The 17,526-nt window shown below is 58.2% G+C and carries 17 protein-coding genes, 4 tRNA genes and 1 pseudogene; 10 read left to right on the top strand and 12 right to left on the bottom strand.

Features of this window, described 5'->3' with window-relative positions; all coding sequences use genetic code 11:
• Window positions 1–86: 86 nt before the first annotated feature.
• The 9 genes from rplL to AUC68_RS13130 all read right to left on the bottom strand — a co-directional run bounded on the left by rplL (window position 87) and on the right by AUC68_RS13130 (window position 3,770).
• Window positions 87–467 carry a 50S ribosomal protein L7/L12 gene (gene rplL, locus AUC68_RS13170; RefSeq protein WP_069438063.1) on the bottom strand — a complete coding sequence of 127 codons (381 nt, stop codon included), beginning with the start codon at window positions 465–467 and terminating at the stop codon, window positions 87–89.
• A gap of 53 nt (window positions 468–520) precedes the next feature.
• Window positions 521–1,036, bottom strand: coding sequence for a 50S ribosomal protein L10 (rplJ, locus tag AUC68_RS13165; protein WP_069438062.1), 516 nt, complete (start codon window positions 1,034–1,036; stop codon window positions 521–523).
• A gap of 375 nt (window positions 1,037–1,411) precedes the next feature.
• Window positions 1,412–2,107 carry a 50S ribosomal protein L1 gene (rplA, locus tag AUC68_RS13160; protein WP_083240736.1) on the bottom strand — a complete coding sequence of 232 codons (696 nt, stop codon included), beginning with the start codon at window positions 2,105–2,107 and terminating at the stop codon, window positions 1,412–1,414.
• Window positions 2,108–2,112: 5 nt separating this feature from the next.
• The gene (gene rplK, locus AUC68_RS13155) at window positions 2,113–2,541 is read right to left on the bottom strand and encodes a 50S ribosomal protein L11 (protein WP_069438060.1); all 429 of its coding nucleotides are present in this window, start codon (window positions 2,539–2,541) and stop codon (window positions 2,113–2,115) included.
• A 51-nt stretch (window positions 2,542–2,592) separates the two neighbouring features.
• Complete coding sequence (gene nusG / locus AUC68_RS13150) at window positions 2,593–3,123, bottom strand: transcription termination/antitermination protein NusG (RefSeq protein ID WP_069438059.1); 531 nt, start codon at window positions 3,121–3,123, stop codon at window positions 2,593–2,595.
• A gap of 20 nt (window positions 3,124–3,143) precedes the next feature.
• Window positions 3,144–3,344, bottom strand: a complete 201-nt coding sequence (gene secE / locus AUC68_RS13145; RefSeq protein WP_069438058.1) for a preprotein translocase subunit SecE — start codon at window positions 3,342–3,344, stop codon at window positions 3,144–3,146.
• 98 nt (window positions 3,345–3,442) lie between these two features.
• Window positions 3,443–3,519 (bottom strand) — tRNA-Trp (locus AUC68_RS13140).
• 64 nt (window positions 3,520–3,583) lie between these two features.
• Window positions 3,584–3,657 (bottom strand) — tRNA-Gly (locus tag AUC68_RS13135).
• A gap of 28 nt (window positions 3,658–3,685) precedes the next feature.
• Window positions 3,686–3,770, bottom strand: a tRNA-Tyr gene (locus AUC68_RS13130).
• A 210-nt stretch (window positions 3,771–3,980) separates the two neighbouring features.
• On the opposite strand from AUC68_RS13130, the gene rlmB reads away from it, so the two are divergent.
• Window positions 3,981–4,772: a 23S rRNA (guanosine(2251)-2'-O)-methyltransferase RlmB gene (rlmB, locus tag AUC68_RS13125; RefSeq protein ID WP_069438057.1), complete on the top strand. Its 792-nt coding sequence runs from the start codon at window positions 3,981–3,983 to the stop codon at window positions 4,770–4,772.
• Between the two features lie 88 nt (window positions 4,773–4,860).
• Here rlmB and AUC68_RS13120 read toward each other — a convergent pair whose 3' ends face one another.
• Window positions 4,861–5,274: a hypothetical protein gene (locus AUC68_RS13120; protein WP_069438056.1), complete on the bottom strand. Its 414-nt coding sequence runs from the start codon at window positions 5,272–5,274 to the stop codon at window positions 4,861–4,863.
• Between the two features lie 236 nt (window positions 5,275–5,510).
• Window positions 5,511–5,816 (bottom strand): hypothetical protein, encoded by a 306-nt coding sequence (locus tag AUC68_RS13115; RefSeq protein WP_069438055.1) that lies wholly within the window; start codon window positions 5,814–5,816, stop codon window positions 5,511–5,513.
• A gap of 218 nt (window positions 5,817–6,034) precedes the next feature.
• Here AUC68_RS13115 and AUC68_RS13110 point away from each other — a divergent pair, with 218 nt between their 5' ends.
• The 8 genes from AUC68_RS13110 to AUC68_RS13080 all read left to right on the top strand — a co-directional run bounded on the left by AUC68_RS13110 (window position 6,035) and on the right by AUC68_RS13080 (window position 15,596).
• Window positions 6,035–6,274 (top strand): DUF883 C-terminal domain-containing protein, encoded by a 240-nt coding sequence (locus AUC68_RS13110; RefSeq protein WP_069438054.1) that lies wholly within the window; start codon window positions 6,035–6,037, stop codon window positions 6,272–6,274.
• A 10-nt stretch (window positions 6,275–6,284) separates the two neighbouring features.
• Window positions 6,285–6,695 (top strand): phage holin family protein, encoded by a 411-nt coding sequence (locus AUC68_RS13105; RefSeq protein WP_069438053.1) that lies wholly within the window; start codon window positions 6,285–6,287, stop codon window positions 6,693–6,695.
• A 304-nt stretch (window positions 6,696–6,999) separates the two neighbouring features.
• Window positions 7,000–7,872: a hypothetical protein gene (locus AUC68_RS13100; RefSeq protein WP_141701282.1), complete on the top strand. Its 873-nt coding sequence runs from the start codon at window positions 7,000–7,002 to the stop codon at window positions 7,870–7,872.
• A gap of 139 nt (window positions 7,873–8,011) precedes the next feature.
• Window positions 8,012–8,087 (top strand) — tRNA-Thr (locus AUC68_RS13095).
• Window positions 8,088–8,701: 614 nt separating this feature from the next.
• Window positions 8,702–12,583: an Eco57I restriction-modification methylase domain-containing protein gene (locus AUC68_RS13090; protein ID WP_069438051.1), complete on the top strand. Its 3,882-nt coding sequence runs from the start codon at window positions 8,702–8,704 to the stop codon at window positions 12,581–12,583.
• On the top strand, window positions 12,580–12,855 hold the full coding sequence (locus tag AUC68_RS18805; protein ID WP_083240733.1) for a toll/interleukin-1 receptor domain-containing protein: 276 nt from the start codon (window positions 12,580–12,582) through the stop codon (window positions 12,853–12,855). Before AUC68_RS13090 ends, AUC68_RS18805 begins: the two co-directional genes overlap by 4 nt.
• A complete protein-coding gene (locus AUC68_RS13085) occupies window positions 12,755–14,020 on the top strand; it encodes a toll/interleukin-1 receptor domain-containing protein (RefSeq protein ID WP_069438050.1) in 1,266 nt (421 codons plus the stop codon). The genes AUC68_RS18805 and AUC68_RS13085 overlap by 101 nt, the downstream gene beginning before the upstream one ends.
• Complete coding sequence (locus AUC68_RS13080; RefSeq protein WP_244500523.1) at window positions 14,007–15,596, top strand: argonaute/piwi family protein; 1,590 nt, start codon at window positions 14,007–14,009, stop codon at window positions 15,594–15,596. The genes AUC68_RS13085 and AUC68_RS13080 overlap by 14 nt, the downstream gene beginning before the upstream one ends.
• An 88-nt stretch (window positions 15,597–15,684) precedes the next feature.
• Here AUC68_RS13080 and AUC68_RS16140 read toward each other — a convergent pair.
• Window positions 15,685–15,795: pseudogene (locus AUC68_RS16140) on the bottom strand (transposase); the annotation flags it as partial.
• 433 nt (window positions 15,796–16,228) lie between these two features.
• On the opposite strand from AUC68_RS16140, the gene AUC68_RS13070 reads away from it, so the two are divergent.
• Window positions 16,229–16,945, top strand: a complete 717-nt coding sequence (locus tag AUC68_RS13070; protein WP_069438047.1) for a reverse transcriptase domain-containing protein — start codon at window positions 16,229–16,231, stop codon at window positions 16,943–16,945.
• The last annotated feature ends 581 nt before the right edge of the window (window positions 16,946–17,526 follow it).

Here is a 17,526-nt window from a genome sequence, read left to right as displayed (position 1 = left end):
CACATGTTGATGGGTTGGAAGCCCGGGCCGACCCCATCATATGGGATCGGCCCGGGAATTCTTCAACCCAAGCTTTTAACTCAAGTCTACTTGAGCTCGACAGACGCGCCGGCGTCCTCAAGCTGCTTCTTGATCTTCTCGGCTTCTTCCTTGTCAACGCCTTCCTTGACGGGCTTCGGCGCACCTTCGACCAAGTCCTTGGCCTCTTTCAGGCCGAGGCTCGTGATCGCGCGCACTTCCTTGATGACGTTGATTTTCTTGTCGCCGGCGCCGGTCAGAATGACGTCGAATTCCGTCTTCTCCTCGGCCGCGGCGGCATCCCCACCGGCACCGCCGGCGACAGCCGCGACGGCAACGGGAGCTGCGGCGGAAACGCCCCATTTCTCCTCGAGAATCTTGGCCAGTTCGGCCGCTTCGAGCACCGTCAGGCCCGAAAGATCGTCTGCAATCTTCTGAAGATCTGCCATTTCGTTATCCTCGTACGTTCAACTCTTGTGTTTCGATGTAAGTCGTCAAAGGCCTACGCTGCGTCCTTCGCGCCATATGCGCCGAAGACCCGCGCGAGCTGAGCGGCCGGTGCACTGACCGTGCGGGCAATCTTGCCCGCCGGTGCCTGAAGCAGACCAACCAGCTTTCCACGCAGTTCATCGAGCGAAGGCAAGTCGGCTAGCGAGCTCACCCCCTTGGCGTCGAGAACCGTGGCGCCCATCGTGCCGCCGAGGATCACGAACTTCTCGTTCCCCTTGGCGAACTTGACGGCCACCTTCGGCGCCGCGATGGGGTCGTCGGAATAAGCGAGGCAGGTCGGCCCCGCCATGAGATCCGAAATCCCCTGGGCGTCGGTTCCATCCAGCGCGAGCTTAACGAGCCTGTTCTTCGCCACCTTGACCTGGCCGCCAGCTTCTCTCATGTCGCTGCGCAGCTTGGTCATTTCGGACACCGAAAGACCCGCGTAGTGAGCCACGACGACCACGCCGGTATTGGCGAAGACATCGCTAAGCGCAGATACGACTTCGCGCTTTTCAGCTCTTTCCATGCTCACTCCGTTGTTTCAAACCCGCGAAAGCAAAAGCCGATGCGGGCTTAGGCCACACTGAGCCGCGAGACATGCGGGAGAAGGCATCGACGCCATCCCGCGATTGTTCGCGGCGCTCTGTTGCCTGTCCCGCTCGTTCACGCAAAAACGCGCGTGAGCCACATACGAGGTTCAACCGATCTTCCGAATGCGTGTCCCTGCCAAGCAAGGCCCACACCCCTCGAACCGTTTGTCTCCCGTCTCATGCAGGCCCAGAAGGCTTAAGCGGTTTCCCACACCTGCAATCTCGGACAGGTTTGGGCCGTACGGCGAACCGGACGACCCTTCGGGACAAAACGTCCCCTTCGGGACCGAAGTCCCGAAATTCTTTTTAGACTAAGCGCCGCCGACGCTGGCGGGCTCAATCTTGACGCCGGGCCCCATCGTGGAAGTCACGGCAATCTTCTTCACAAAGGTGCCCTTCGCACCCGACGGCTTGGCCTTGATCACCGCGTCCGTGAAGGCGCGGATGTGCGACCAGCGCTTCCTCGGTGAAGCTCGCCTTGCCGACGCCGGCGTGAATGACGCCCGCCTTCTCGACGCGAAACTCCACGGCGCCGCCCTTGGCGCCTGAACGGCGGCGGCGACATCGGTGGTCACGGTCCCGACCTTCGGGTTCGGCATCAGACCGCGGGGCCCAAGCACCTTACCGAGACGGCCCACGAGCGGCATCATGTCGGGCGTGGCGATGCAGCGGTCGAACTCGATCGTGCCCTTCTGCACCTGCTCGACGAGATCCTCGGCGCCAACGACCTCGGCGCCGGCCTTCTTGGCTTCCTCGGCCTTGTCGCCCTTGGCGAAAACGCCGACGCGCAGGGTTCGGCCCGACCCGTGGGGCAGCTGACAGACGCCGCGTACCATCTGGTCGGCGTGGCGCGGATCGACGCCGAGATTCATCGCAATCTCGACCGTCTCGTCGAACTTGGCCTTGGCCGCCCCCTTGAGCAGCTTCACCGCCTCTTCGACACCGTAGAGCTTGGTGTTGTCGACCGTCTCGGCCGCTGCACGAAACCTCTTACCGGGCTTGCTCATCGTCTCTACTCCTGGACCTCAAGACCCATCGAACGGGCGGACCCGGCGATGATCTTCATCGCTTGCTCGATGGAGTTGGCGTTCAAATCCTGCATCTTCATTTCGGCGATCTCGCGCAACTGGTCCTGTGTGACCTTGCCCGCAACCGTGCGGCCCGGCTCCTTGGAGCCGCTCTTCGCCTTCGCCGCCTTCTTCAGGAGATAGGACGCCGGCGGCGTCTTCATCTCGAAAGTGAAAGAGCGATCCGCATAGACCGTGATGACGGTCGGGATCGGCGAACCCGGCTCGATCTTCTGCGTGGCCGCGTTGAACGACTTGCAGAACTCCTGAATGTTCACGCCGCGCTGCCCCAGCGCCGGGCCAATCGGCGGCGAGGGATTCGCCTGCCCGGCGGGCACTTGCAGCTTGATGTAACCGTCTACTTTCTTCGCCATCCCAGTACGTCCTGCGTTTACACGTGTTGCGCGCCTTGAAACGCGCGTTCGCTACAGTTTTTCCACTTGCGCGTATTCGAGCTCGACCGGCGTCGCCCGGCCGAAAATCGAAACCGCCACCTTGAGCCGGGCCCGCTCCTCGTCGACCTCTTCCACGAGGCCGTTGAAGGAGGCGAATGGGCCATCGGCGACCCGAACCTGCTCTCCGATCTCGAAGGTCACGGACGGCTTCGGCCGCTCCACGCCTTCCTGAACCTGCTGGAGGATGCGGCCCGCCTCCTCCTCGGTGATCGGAATGGGCTTGTTCTCCGTGCCCAGAAAGCCCGTCACCTTGGGCGTGTCCTTGATCAGATGGTAGGTCTCGTCGTTGAGCTCCATCTTCACCAGCACATAACCCGGAAAGAACTTCCGCTCCGACGCCACCTTCCGGCCGCGCCGCATCTCCACGACCTCTTCCATGGGCACGAGCACTTCCTCGAACTGCTCTCCGAGCCCCGCGGAATCGGCGCGCTCCCTGATGGATTCGGCGACCTTCCGCTCGAAATTCGAGTAGGCGTGGACGATATACCAGCGCATAGCCATCGGACTGAAGCTTCGACCTCCTAGAAAAATCTGATGCCGAGAATCAGCTGAACGACCGTGCCGAGCACCCAATCCACGCCGAGAAAGAACAAGGCGGCGATGATCGACATGACGACCACCATGATCGTGGTGATGATCGTCTCGCGCCGGCTCGGCCAGGTGACTTTCGACACCTCGGTCCGCACCTGCTGCAGAAACTCAAACGGGTTCGTTCTCGCCATCTCTGTTCTTACTCGCGGGAATCGACTGTTCCCGCCGTTGCGTTAAACGTTTGGACCGTGTGCGCCTGGCCGCCGCCGCAAAACCCTGTCCCCGACCGTGGCAGGAGTGGAGGGACTCGAACCCCCAACCCCCGGTTTTGGAGACCGGTGCTCTAGCCAGTTGAGCTACACTCCTATCGTCCTCGTCGTCCTCAAACCAAATTCAACAATCAAACCAATAGGCTAGACGCCTAGGAAACTGGAGCGGGTGAAGGGAATCGAACCCTCATCGTCAGCTTGGAAGGCTGCTGCTCTACCATTGAGCTACACCCGCAACCGTCTGCCTCTAACTCCTAGAGCGCTGGTGGAGGGGGTTGGATTCGAACCAACGTAGGCATAGCCAACGGGTTTACAGCCCGTCCCCTTTAGCCACTCGGGCACCCCTCCTGAAACCAATAGCGTCAGATGGATTGACTGGTGATTTTAACCAAGCAAAAACACCCCGCCGTCGGCCGGCAGGGTCCGCAATAGCCGCTGTTTATGAGTAGCCAGGCGGTCCGTGTCAACTGTAAATCAGGGTCGAGCGCCTGGAATCCTTGGGATTTATGCTAGGCACCGAAAGCAGCGCCGATTCTCGCCCCGGAAAGTCCGCCCATCATGACGCAGCAAAAGCCAAGGCATTCCAAATCCGTAACACGCGGCGGCGGGCGCCCGGGCCGAAAACCGGCGAAAGACCGCGATTCCGGGCGGGTTCAACTGTTCGGTCTTCATGCGGTCGAGGCGGCCCTCGCCAACGAGAAGCGGCCTGTCTATGCCATCCAGGCGACGGAGAACGCGGCCCACCGGCTGGCCCCCCTGATCGCGCGGCGCGGCCTCGAGCCGGAACGGGTTCTGCCCAAGGCCCTCGACCGGCAACTCGGGGCCGACACGGTCCATCAGGGCGTTCTCCTGGAAGCCGGGCCGCTCGATTCGCTGGCGCTGGAGGACCTGGACCTGTCGGGCACGCTTCTGGTGCTGGACCAGGTGACCGACCCTCACAATGTGGGCGCGGCATTGCGCTCGGCCGCGGCTTTCGGCGCGAAGGGCCTGATCATGACCCAGCGCCATAGCCCGCCCTTGAGCGGCGTGCTGGCCAAATCGGCGAGCGGCGCGCTCGACCTCGTGCCGATCGTGCAGGTTCGGAACCTCGCCGAAGCTTGGCGGAGCTTGGCGAACGCGGGGTCAACCCGGCTGGGCCTGGCCGAAGAGGCGGACCAGACGCTCGAGGACGCGCCCCTGACGTACCCGCTCGCGCTCGTCCTCGGCGCGGAGGGGCGTGGCTTGCGGCAACTCACGCGGGAGCGCTGCGACATCCTGTGCCGGATTTCGACGGCGAGCGCGCTCGCCAGTCTCAACGTGTCGAACGCGGCGGCCGTCGCGCTGCACTGGGCGCGCGTGCGCAAGCCGTGATGCCGGACGAGCGGGAGGAGGACGGCACTTTCGCACCCTCCCCCTCACGCCCGGGAATCAACCAGTACGCACTGGAAGCTCGAAGTCTCTAGTCGCAGAAGCGGCGGCCGAAGGAATCGTACCAGCAGTTCCGGCGCCAGTAGCAATTGCCGGGGCCGAGATTGCAGCCCCCGGCATAGGCCGGCTGCGTGTAGTTCGCGTAGTAGTTCGGCGACCGGTAGTAGTAGGCCCGCGGCGCAGGGACACCGCATGGCGCCACACAGGGCGCAACCGGTGCGACCACGACCGGCCGAGCGGCACACGGCGAAACACAGGGCGCGACGGCAGCGACGCGCGGACGGACCCAGCGGCGGCGCAGCGGAATGGGCTGAGGCGTCGGCACGAGCACTGCGCCGGCGCAACCATAGCCGACCGCGCAGCCTGCCTCCGCCTCGGGTGCCGACATAAGGCTGAAGCCGGCCGCCACGATCACGGCGACAACGACAGTCATCAGAATCTTCATCTTGGAACTCCACTCGGAACTTGCAGGTCCGCCGCCCCCGGCCTCTGAGAGGCGGCGCGGCTGACAGTTCCGAGGCTAATGGAGTCAAGTATCGCTAAAGTTAATACGTTCGAACTTGCCCAAGAAAAAGCATTGATACAGCATTAATGGCTGCATCAAAATGGAACACTTTCGATCGCGGCAAGCATTGCGGCACAAATTGCACGGAAAAACTTAGAGCCGGCGCCGGAGCCGCCCTATTTCATCGCGCGGTCCGCCCAGGCATTGCCAGTACCGCCCCCGGTGTCGAGGTAATGGAAATAGGGCTCGCAGCGGGGGAAGTCCTCGCCGGCCGTCGTATAGGGCCGGTAGAACCACCAATAGTTCCGGTCGAGGCAATGGGCCTCGGTGACCCGCTTCATATGGCCGAAGCCGATCAGCCCGCGGCTGGTCACGATGTCCACCTGCTCACCGGCGCGCGCAGGGCCTTGCGGCGCCAACGCGAAGGCGACGCATAGGCTCGCACCGAGTGCGCACAAGGATCCCAATTTCACGCCAGCCATACCTGCTGATCCCCTTTTGGGGCCATTTGCGGGACCCCGTTAAGCGTTCGGACTCTAAACGAAGCGAAAGGTGCGGGCAATCAAGCGACTGCGCCGATTGAGCAACAGTCAGGCAAGAAATGTCAGGGCATGGTATACCCGCTGAGCTTGATACCGACCCCGACCCACCTCACCTGAATGCAGAACACGTCAACCGTTTTCCAAGGAGGACACTGAACATGGCGACCTCGCGTAACGAGACTGAAGACCTCGCCGCACAGATCGAGGCGATCCGCGCCGAAATGCAGAATATGAGCGCGACTATGGGGCGCATCGCCGAAAAGGGCATGCACCGCGCCCAGGACAAGGCGCTTGAGACGAAAGAGAGCGCCGAAGAGGCCATCAAACAGAACCCGCTCCAGGCCATCGCGATCGCGGCCGGGCTCGGCTTGCTCGTCGGCATCCTGACCCGCCGTTAGGAGAGCGCCCATGCTGCGGCTCGCGCTTACGCTGGTCTCCTCGCTGCGGACCGGCGCGAGGATCAAACAATCGGTCGAACAGTCCATCCGGCGGGCCGTGATCGTCGCGGCCGCAATCGTGGTGCTCCTGTTCGCCGTCGGCTTCGGCCTGACCGCGGGCTACCATGCCCTGCTGGTGTACGATTTCTCGCCGCTCGCCGCCGCGGGGCTGATCGCCGGCATCCTTGCGCTGATCGGTCTCGTCCTGCTGTTCATCGGCTTGCAGAAATCCCGCCCGCGCGAACCGGATTTCGTGAATGCGCCAGCGGAGGGCCTGGCCTTGGTCGATCAGAGCGTGAACAAGGCCATGAACCAGGTCGGGCCCCTAACCCTCCTGGCCGTGGCCTTCGCCGCGGGCCTGCTCGCCAGCCGCCGCCGTTGAGCCGCAGCCGGAGCGCCCCCGAACAGGCGTTTCGGGCGCCGAACGTACCATTCCGGAACGCGTCTTAAGCCTCTCTTAACCATGCGCCGTGCACCTTCTGGATAACGAAAACGGTATCCAACAAGGGGCGAGGCCAAGAGAAGATGCTGAGGAGCCTAGGTCTGGCGCTGCTGGCTGTCGCCGGCATCGCGGACAGCGCATATGCACAAGCGGTCATCGCGACCGACGGCCCTCTGCAGAACGCTGTGGACGTTCCGCGCCCCTACGCCATCCCCCTCCCCCCGAACGCCAATCCGCGGCCCCAATGGGAAGTCGGCATGCGCTATTGGTGGAGCGAGGGGTCGAACCGGTTCGACCTCGATTCCTCGCGCCAGACCCGGACTATTACGGCAGCCCCACCTCCACGCTCACCTATGACGGCGTCACGGGGAACTCGCTCGAGTTCTTCATGTCCGTGCGCAACGAGACGGACACATTCTTCAAGGGTTTTATCGGCGGCGGCTGGCTCGGCGGCGGCAGCCTCGACGACGAGGACTACTTTGCCGGTCAGGTGAAGTTCTCCGACACCTACAGCAGGATCGACGGCGAAGGCACGTTCTACGTCACCTTGGATGTCGGTCAGGACTTCGACGTCGGCTATAGCGGCAACCTGGTCATCAGCCCCTTCGTCGGCTTCAATTACTGGCAGGAATCGATGAGCGCCTATGGCGTCCGCTGCAACCGGGACGACGTGGGCGGGGCCTATTGCGGGGCGCCGGGCACCATGGTCGTAGGGTTCGGAACCGAGGCCATCAACAACAAGTCGATGTGGTCGTCCTTGCGGCTCGGCACGGAGATCACCGCGCGCCTGCTGGACCGGGTGACCTTCCGCGGCGATGCGGCCTTCCTGCCCGCGGCCTATCTCATGAACGAGGACAGTCACTATCTGCGCTCGGATCTGGGGCGGACGCCCAATATCGAGGACAGCGGCACCGGCTGGGGCTACCAGCTCGAAGGCGAGTTGAAGATCGACGTCGACGACAACTGGACCCTCGGGGCGGGCGTCCGCTACTGGTACGCCGAGACCGGGGGCATCAGCGACTTCGTCAACATCAACGTCGAATCGGACCTGCAAGACTTCAAGAGCGAACGCTTCGGCGTGTTCGGCAACGTGTCCTACCGCTTCAGCACGTTCTAGCGCCGGGCCCAAGCCAGACAATCGCTCCCCTGGCCGCGCTTGGGCTTGAGACTTGAAGGCAAAGTGGGATAAAGGGCTCACGGACGCAAACGATCCGCCCCGCGTGCAAACGCGAGGTGCACCAAACGTCCTCTAGCGTGCCGGCTTAGCTCAGTTGGTAGAGCGGCTGATTTGTAATCAGTAGGTCGCGGGTTCGACTCCTGCAGCCGGCACCAACAAAATCAATAAGTTAGACGGTTTTTCTCATTTATCGAACCAAGACATTTGGGGTCCATAGCTACCAAATAGCTACCACTGAAACTCCGCTGTGGTGCTCTTGCGATTGGAGCCAGGGACATGTACCCAGCCACAAGGAATCGTCTTGCTGAACCATCCGAAGCATCACTATCACGACCTCGCTCAACGAAGGTTCGAGTTTCGAGCCCGTCGACTCGCACCACTGCTTGACCGGCCAAGCGTTCTAAACCGCTTTCCACATTGACGTTAGGGTGACGACCACGCACCGTTCCTAGTCATCCAAAGGCTAGATGGGGATCGACGACCGTTAAATAGCTGTATCCTGCGAACGGCTCCCAACGCGCAATGGCAAGGTTCGCCTATGAGACGCGAAGATTTCTCCTGCCAGATCCAGATCGACGATATGGACCACCCGCAATCTATACTTGTTTTATTATAGATAGCACCTCATAGTAGAATTAGAAAAGATCTTGGGGGGAGGCACGATGAGAACGGGTGAAGTTATCAGGCTGATCCGCGCGCACGAACAACCCATACCACAGACTAATAATTCAGCAGCTCTATGGCTTCATCGGGCGCGACTTCGCAAACCATGACTAAGACCTACCAGCCACTGCTATCCGACGATTTTCTCTGGTCTGTCTTCGCTAAAGACTTCGCTGAGTTCTCCGGCTCCGACACAGAGAATGCGCTCATTGTGCGCCTCACCAAGTGGCGCGACAAAGCCTTTCAAACTGAAACCCAGGCTGAAGCGGCGTTCCTAAACGTCTTCTTCGAGGAAAGCTGGGGCTATACGCAAAGCGGCAAGACAGGAGATGGTCAGGGTTACACATGCCATCCAAAATTCCCTGTAGCGGGTGCCGGCGCGACCGGAGGCACTGGTGAAGCCGACGTCGCTCTGGGCTTCTTTGATCGTCCGAAAGTGCCTGCCACACCGCAGGTACTTTGCGAATTTAAAGACGTTCGCTCAAACCTCGACGCGCCCCAAAAGCGCAAAGGCAATACGCGCTCGCCCGTTAAGCAGTGCACGGATTATCTGAGGGAAGCCTCTAAGCCACTCTTTGGCAATGAGGCCGTTCAACCCACATGGGGCATTGTCACTGATATGAACGAGTTCCGCCTCTACTGGCGGAACAATATGCCTGCGCAGTATCAGAAATTTACCATCGCGGCCAAAACGGGAGACGACGTCATCTCCCTACTGGATAATTCGGAAGCAGCTTCTTTCCAACGCTTTCTGTTTCTGACCCTGCTGAGCCAGAAGTCCCTCCTAACAGAGGCCGGGCGATCACCGCTCCTGCAGTTGCTTCATAAGCAGTGGGTTCAAGAAAAGGAAATCGAGAACGCCTTTTATCGAGAATATCGCGCTTATCGGGAACGCCTCATCACAATCATCACAGAGGCCAATCCCAGCTTCTCGGGCACCAAGGGCCGCCTCGTCCGCCTCGCGCAGAAGCTGATTGATCGCTGCATCTTCGTCTTGTTTTGCGAAGACATGGGTGAGGCGTTGAGCTTCCCCCCAAATGCACTTCGTGACTACCTCGCCGAGCTAAGCCGTATGGTAAGCTTTGACCCAGAGGGCCTCGACGCATGGAACAAACTTAAAGAACTTTTCCACGCGATGAACGAAGGCAAGACGTTCCTGTCCAAGCCCATAAATCGCTTTAACGGCGGACTCTTTGCAGACGATCCGGCACTTGAGAACCTGACTGTCCCAAACAAGGCTTTCTGCGCTCCAATGCAAGGCGAGAACGAGGAGACGCTGGTCGGCTCACCGGACACGCTTTTATACCTCTCGGGGAATTACAACTTTGGGGCGGCGGGGAATTCTGGTTACGCCATCACGCTTTATACTCTCGGCCGCATCTTCGAGCAGTCCATCACCGAGCTTGAAGTTCTAGAGGCTGAGGCCGAGGGCCGACCATCGCTTACCAAGGTCACTCAGCGCAAACGGACGGGAGTCTATTATACCCCCGAATCAATAGTCGAACACATCGTTCGTGAAACACTCACGCCTCGCCTCGACCAACTTCGCGCCGAATGCGGATGGGATGTTGAGATAGAAGGTGACGACAAGCTCGTAGCCAAGCAGATCGCCCTCTCACCCTCGAAGAGAAGCGCCGCATTTACGAGACATGTTGAGGGTGTCCACAAATTCCGTGATGAACTCGACAGATTCACGGTTTGCGACCCCGCCTGTGGCTCCGGTGCATTTCTCATCCACACATTGGAGTTTTTGCTTCGTGAGCGCCGCCGCGTCATCAATGAACTAGCGCGCATCACCGGTGGGAAGGGAGCCAGTCTCTTTGAGTTCAAACCAGACGACGAAATCCGCAGCATCCTTTCGAAGAACATATACGGCGTCGATATCAATCCGGCCTCGGTAGAGATCGCTCAGCTCGCGCTTTGGCTCCACACTGCTAAATCCGACCAGCCTCTTTCAAACCTCGACAGCAACATCAAGTGTGGCAATAGCCTTGTTGGGCCGGAGTTCTATTCCTGGCGCGAGGATCTCCTTAGTTGGGGGCAGGAGAAGCAAGAGACCGTCAATGCCTTCGATTGGGGCACGGAATTCCCGAATGTGTTCGGCGGCTCGCAAGCAAATGGCCCCGGATTTGACTGCGTTGTCGGAAATCCACCCTATGTGAAACTTCAGCACTTCCGAAAAGTGTATCCGGAGATGGCTGAGTTTCTTGTCAAAGCAGAGACCGCGCCCGGGCTGCCTCTGTACCACAGCACTCAAACCGGCAACTTCGACCTGTTCCTGCCATTCATCGAAAAAGGAATCACCCTGCTCAATGCGCACGGCAGCCTTGGGTACATTGCCCCGAGCTTATGGCGCTACAACGAGTATGGAGAAGGACTGCGCAGTTACCTACACAAGGGACGCTATCTCGACCGCTGGATTGACTTTGGCTCCTACCAGATCTTCGAGGAGGCTATCACCTATACGGCGCTACAGTTCTATTCGAAGGGGGCTCATGACCGCGTGCGCTTCGTGCTCGCACCTGATGGCGAGATCGCAAAGACGCCCGATTGGGATGATCCCAACTGGTATGTAGCTTATGAAGAGCTGCCACAGAGAGACCCCTGGATTTTCGTTCCGCGGCATGAACGTGCTCTACTAAACAAGCTTGACGCCATCCATCGACGGCTCGACCACACCGACGTAACAAGAGAGATATTTGTCGGTATCCAAACAAGCGCAGACTATGTCTACCACCTCGACCGCGTGGGGCCCGGGCGCTATTTGCACCATCCCAAAAAGAAGGACAGTGACTCTCGCAAGCCAGCCCCTGTTGAAATCCAAATCGAGGATGCAATTATGCATCCCCTCGTTTCAGGCGAAGAAGCCAACAGATACGAGCTTCCCCAAACGGAGACCTACATACTCTTTCCGTATGAGGTCAAAGCAGGCAGCGTGCGATTGCTGTCGAGGAACGAGCTGGCATCATCCTTCCCTAACGCATGGAAGCACCTCCGCTCATATGAGAAGCAACTGCGCACCCGAGAGAACGGCGCGTTTGACGACGACATCTGGTATCGCTTTGGACGTAATCAGAACATCGACAAGCAAGAGACCACAAAACTCATTGTGGCACAGACCGTCCGGAACATGGCGGTGTGCCCAGACCACGATGGACAGTTCTACGTCAACAACGTCCGCGTCAATGGGATAATCCCTGCCGACCCTAACGATTTCTGGTATCTCCTGGGGATTCTTAACTCTCGTGTAGCCGATTGGGTTTTCCAACGGATTGCGAAGCCGAAAGGCGGCGGCTACTTCGAGGCTAACAGGCAATTCATTGCACCGCTGCACATCCCAAAAGCAGACGTTGACCAATGTCGGGCAGTAGCAGAACATGCTCAGGAACTCACCGACCTGTACTCCCGCCGCCGGGACATAATTGAGTTGATGGAGCGCCGCTTCTCCAAATGCGAGGAGGACGTTAGGCCGCCGAGCTGGCTGTGGCCCTCGCTGCGTGATGCCAAATACTGGAAAGCCCAAGCCCCTTGCGCACTCTCAGCTCGCCAGAAAACTGCATGGGGGAAGGAGAAGTTCGCTCAACTCCTCGAAGAGAGGTTCGAGGATCTCCAATCATCGATGCGAATTGGTGGTTCAATACAGCCAGAATTCGTAGAGGGCGAACTAGTCGTAAGAATCGATGGGACACCTGCGATCGATGGCATCTTCGTGTCTGAGGAGGAAGGCCGCCAAGCAATACTGTCTTGGAAACGCGTCGCCCGCTCCGTAAGCATCACGGAAAAGCTCAAGCCTAATGAGTTCATACGCAGACTGCTATCGCTAGCCACGACTAACAACATCGCTCTGGTGGACCAGCTTGAGGGGCTACAGGCTGAGCTTTCCGAAGTTGAGACCGCAATCGACTCACGTGAGCGCTCTCTCAACGAAACGGCGTACGAATTATACCAACTTTCCGAAGATGAAATTCAGTTGGTGGAAGAGACATGAGTTTGGCTGCCCGCCGTGCTGTTAAGACCCAACACCCCTCAGATGATGGAGTCGTACCAGGCGGCTTGTTCATTAGTCATGCAGCTGAGGACAAGGACTTTGCCCTCTGGATCGGCGCACGTCTTAGTGCGGCTGGTTACGATGTTTGGGCAGACGTATTGAGCTTGAAAGGTGGTGACGATTGGGCGCGGATCTGGAGCAAGCACTTCGCACCAAGTCTCGGAAGATGCTCCTCGTCGCGACCTGCCAAGGCGTCAAGAAGCAGGGCGTAGAAATGAGATTCAGATCGCGAGCGAAACCGCCAAGAAGCTCGGCGATGACAGCTTCATTATCCCGCTTCGGCTTGAGCCATTTGAAGCGCCCTTTCTAGCAGTCCAACATCAGTGGATCGACTTCAGAGACGGCTGGGGCAGCGGTCTAGCCGAACTTCTGGACACACTCGATACAATTGGCGGCCTTTTCAAAACCGACGGCCTTAACGCAGAGAGCATGGCCCGCTGGTTGGCCGCGCAAAGCAGTAAAACTGCAATGCTTGATTCGACACCAGAAGTGCTTGTGTCTAGCTGGCTTCCCATAGTGCAGCTTCCGATAACGGTGCGATACTTCTCCTTCTTGGGGTCCGCCTCCGAAGAGCAGATAGCTGCCTCAACGCGAAACTTTACGGTCTCTCATTATCCCTATGCGAGAGGCTTCTTTGGTTTTGGCGGCACCAAAGACTACGCCGGCACTCCAGGAGCGGCCACGCCACGTCTTACCCATGAAATTCCCCTTGATGATTTTCTCGAACGTGGGTTCCACGACTTCAATATCCAGTCTCGCGAGGCCAAGAACGTGGTCTCCGTTCTCATCCGCACAGCCTTTGAGAAATTGCTTCAACAGAAGGGCCTGGCAACCTATAGCTACTCTGGTCATTCACTAGCCTTCTGGGTTCACTCTGGCATTGCCCCTGGCACACAACCCATCACCTTTGACTGGAACAACGGGTGGAAAGGCCGCCGCAATCTTGCCGGCCAAATCACCCGAGGTGGTGGCAAGAAGATTCACTGGCATTACGGCGTAAGCCCATACGTACGCCTTGGTGACGAACCCTACATCCAGCTCACTCCTCGTCTGATTTTCTCAGACAATGGCCGCGAACCAATCACCAGTGCCGCGAAGATGCACTCCCTTCGGCGCTCAGTACCAAAGAGCTGGCGAAATGATCGCTGGCGAGACCTCGTGCTTTCGTTTCTCTTTTGGCTCTCAGACGGGAAGACTCAAATTGAGATTCCCCTTGGGGAGAATCGCACTCTGCGTCTTGGCGCAATGCCAATAACGATGCAGGTGCCGGCTAGCATCACCTCTGCCAATGACACCGCCGATCAAACCCATCTCGAAGAAGATGATCCGGTGTTCCGCAGCGAACCGGACGACGAAAGCCCGGATGATGAAAAATAAGACCCGAAAAGCACGCGCAGAACGCCCCAAACCATCTGCCTGGACGCGTCGGCTCGATTTTGTTCCGGAACCTCTATTGGAATTTGCTCACGGCCAATGCGCCGAGCATCCACGTGACGGTCTCTACCTTTACGGACCATTGAAGGAGCCCGGCTCCCCCACGTCTATGGACTACGGCGTAATCGGCACCAGCGCCGGGCTGGAGCGTTTTTCCCGGTGGGCTAAACGAGTTAGCTTGGCCATTCCCCGTTACACACCCAGACTCAATCCCGACGCCCTCCACCACATCACTTTCCCGGGATTTGAGGCCGCTTTCGACACCGCTTGGCCGATTCATCCCGCAGCACAAATCCAATTGGACGAAGCTTATCTGGATGCCACAATCCACATCAGGAACCGAGCAGAGGGAATCAAAAGAACCGTCGACCTATTCGTCACAAAACTCGTCGCCCACGCTGATCGAGAGGAAAGCGCACCGAAATTGTGGTTCGTCGTGGTCCCCGAGTTTGTCTACCGCCTTGGCAGGCCAAACCAGACCGTGCCTAAAGCGGAACAAACTAGCGGCAGCGTAACCCTCACAAGAAAGCGCGCCTTGAGATTGCAAACCGAACCCCCTCTCTTTCCCGAGGAGAGTGAGGAAGCGGAGGTATATCATTATGGCCAGGACTTTCGCCGACAGCTGAAGGCTCGCTTGCTTGAACACCGAATTGTTACGCAGCTTATTCGCGAAACCACTATTGCCCCTGATGACTTCAAGAATGATCGCGGCTTCCCGCTCCGACCGGTCGAGGATCCCGCCACCATCGCTTGGAAGCTCTGCACCACCGCGTACTACAAGGCAGGCGGTCAGCCGTGGCGTTTAGCCAATGTTCGTCCCGGCGTCTGTTACGTAGGCCTGGTGTTTAAGCAAACGGACGCGTTCGCGAACGACACCAACGCCTGCTGCGCCGCTCAGATGTTTCTCGCTTCTGGTGACGGCGTTGTTTTTCGCGGTGCGTTGGGGCCCTGGCGCACACCCTCACGGAAGGAGTTCCACCTCACACGCTCCGCCGCTAAGGACCTCATCACCATGGTCCTGAGCGAATATGAAGAAAAACACGGAGCCCCTCCGAAGGAGCTATTTCTTCACGGTCGCTCCCGCTTCTCAAAGGAAGAGTGGGAAGGCTTCAGCGAGGCCGCGCCGCCAGAAACGAAACTCGTCTGCGTCCAGATCAGGCCTTCAAAGAATGAGATCAAGTTGTTCCGATGGGGCAATTACCCCGTCATTCGCGGCACGTCGCTACCCTTAAGCGAACATGCAGCCTTCCTGTGGACGTCTGGATACGTCCCCCGGCTAGACACTTACCTCGGCCCGGAAACCCCGAACCCAGTCTTTGTAGACGTCCACTGGGGCGAGTGCGAGCTGCAAACCGTGCTCAGTGACGTCATGAGCCTCACAAAGATCAATTTCAATAGCTGCCTTTTCAACGACGGACTGCCAGTGACAATACGCTTTGCAAATGCCGTGGGTGACATACTGGTCGCCGCCCCCCAGAAAGATGGGAGTCCGAAATTGCCGTTTAAGTTCTATATATAATCTGACCAGCATATAATCTGACCAGCCCCGCTTGAGCGGTCCATTTCGATTGCTAGTGCATGACCGGCCCTGGATCCATCGGAACGACGGTTTGCGGGGCTGTCCCGTACTTGCGGCAAACATCGGTGGTCGCCAGGCCGGCCTCCTGCTCCCTCAAAACTTCAATGATCTGCTCTTCCGTAAACCTTGAACGCCTCATTCGTCCGTCTCCTGCTATCGACGGACTCTACCTTCCTATGGACGAGTTTATGGGGCTCAGGTCAGATGATGAAATCCCCTTCTAGAGAATTCGAGATTCGTTCGGCTTGAAAACGGAGTGGTCTGTGTGTGATCATTTCGGCTTAACCCGGTGGCGATGACCCACGGCTTGGCTGTTTGACCATGCAATAGTTTAGCTTGGACGAGCATGCCTTTAGAGCACCTAGGGATTGAATGATCCCATGGCTGCGCTCTCAGTTGACGGCTCCATTCGGATGGAGCCGTGGATAGCCATCGGGAGAACGATGGAGTGTCCAAGATGAAGAAATTCATTCGCTGGACGCACCTTGTTCGTGAGGTATTGTTCCTCTTGTTGACCCTTATGAAGGTCATCGAGGCGGTCCATGAACTCGCGGACAAGGTCGTCAACTGCCATGCGCGAAAATTACAGGTTCTCCTACCAGCGTAAGGGCAAGCACATCTTCGTACCAAACGATGAGTGCAAGAGGCGGGGGAAGGACATCATCGAATTCTGCGCCGGGATTGAGCTGCCCGCGTACGTCTACCATTACAGGTCCGGAGGTCACGTCGCCGCACTCCATGCTCATCGAGAAAACTCTTTCTTCTTCCGTATCGACTTGAAGGACTTCTACTACTCGATCGCGAGAAACAGAGTCACACGCGTGCTCCGTGGGCTCCGATATCGAGATGCACGCACGTCTGCCGAATGGTCGTGTGTGAAGAATCCCTACGTCCGGCCTTCGTATACGCTGCCAATCGGTTTTGTTCAGTCTCCCATTCTGGCGACACTGGTAACTCTGCAGTCGCCTTTAGTACAGGCAATTGAAGAAGCGATGGCCGAGGGCGTACTCGTATCTCTTTACTTCGACGATTTTGTCGGCTCTGCCGCGGACAAAGCTCGCCTAACCAGCGCCTACGAGCGTATCCTTTCGGCGTGTGCGCTCGCCAACTTCATTGTCAATGAGACTAAGTTGGCACCGCCTAGCGATGCCATTGTTGCATTCAATTGCAACTTGACCCATCAGAACTCCGAGGTGCGTCTCGATCGCATCGCTGAGTTTTACGCTGATGTCCGTAGCACTTCGTCCGCTCAATCTTTTGAAGACTACTGCGCGCGCGTCCGCAGCTGAGTGAGCCTCCCCCAATGAAGGTCCGCCGTCATGTTTAGGAAAACGGAGGATCAGATTGCGAACATAATTGCCCGAGAAGATGCCAGTGCCTAGGAAGGGCCGCCTCGCCTTGTATGGCGATCTCTGTCCCCACTCCGGCCCTGCTTAACTGCCATCTCGTCATCGAAACTTGCGGCCGCATCCCACGCCTTGGCATGTTCCACCAATTCAATCAGCTCGGGTGGAATTGCGCCAGCACGATACACCTCGCGGCCAAAGCCATAGCGGTTGGCTGTCTCATCGTTTTGATTTCTCGTCACCTACCAACCCCTTCGATCGAACTTTGCGCCCGCCCGCAATTCTTCCGACCATAGTGCCCTTTGTCGCAGCTCTATTGCTTCGATTGCTGGCTCCCTCGTAGCTACCATATAGCTACCAACTTTTCGAAAAGTGCCGAAATCGTCCCCGATCACTGACAAGGCTGCGCTTGATTTTTCCTAGGAAAACCCTGTCTATCTACCGATTCCTCCAAAAACATAAGTTATTGATTTTAATACATAATTTACTAAAAATGATTTGTAATCAGTAGGTCGCGGGTTCGA

It is taken from the genome of Methyloceanibacter methanicus (genome assembly GCF_001723285.1).
In the GTDB taxonomy this organism is placed as follows: Bacteria; Pseudomonadota; Alphaproteobacteria; order Rhizobiales; family Methyloligellaceae; genus Methyloceanibacter; species Methyloceanibacter methanicus.
This window is presented reverse-complemented; position numbering and strand designations above follow the sequence as displayed.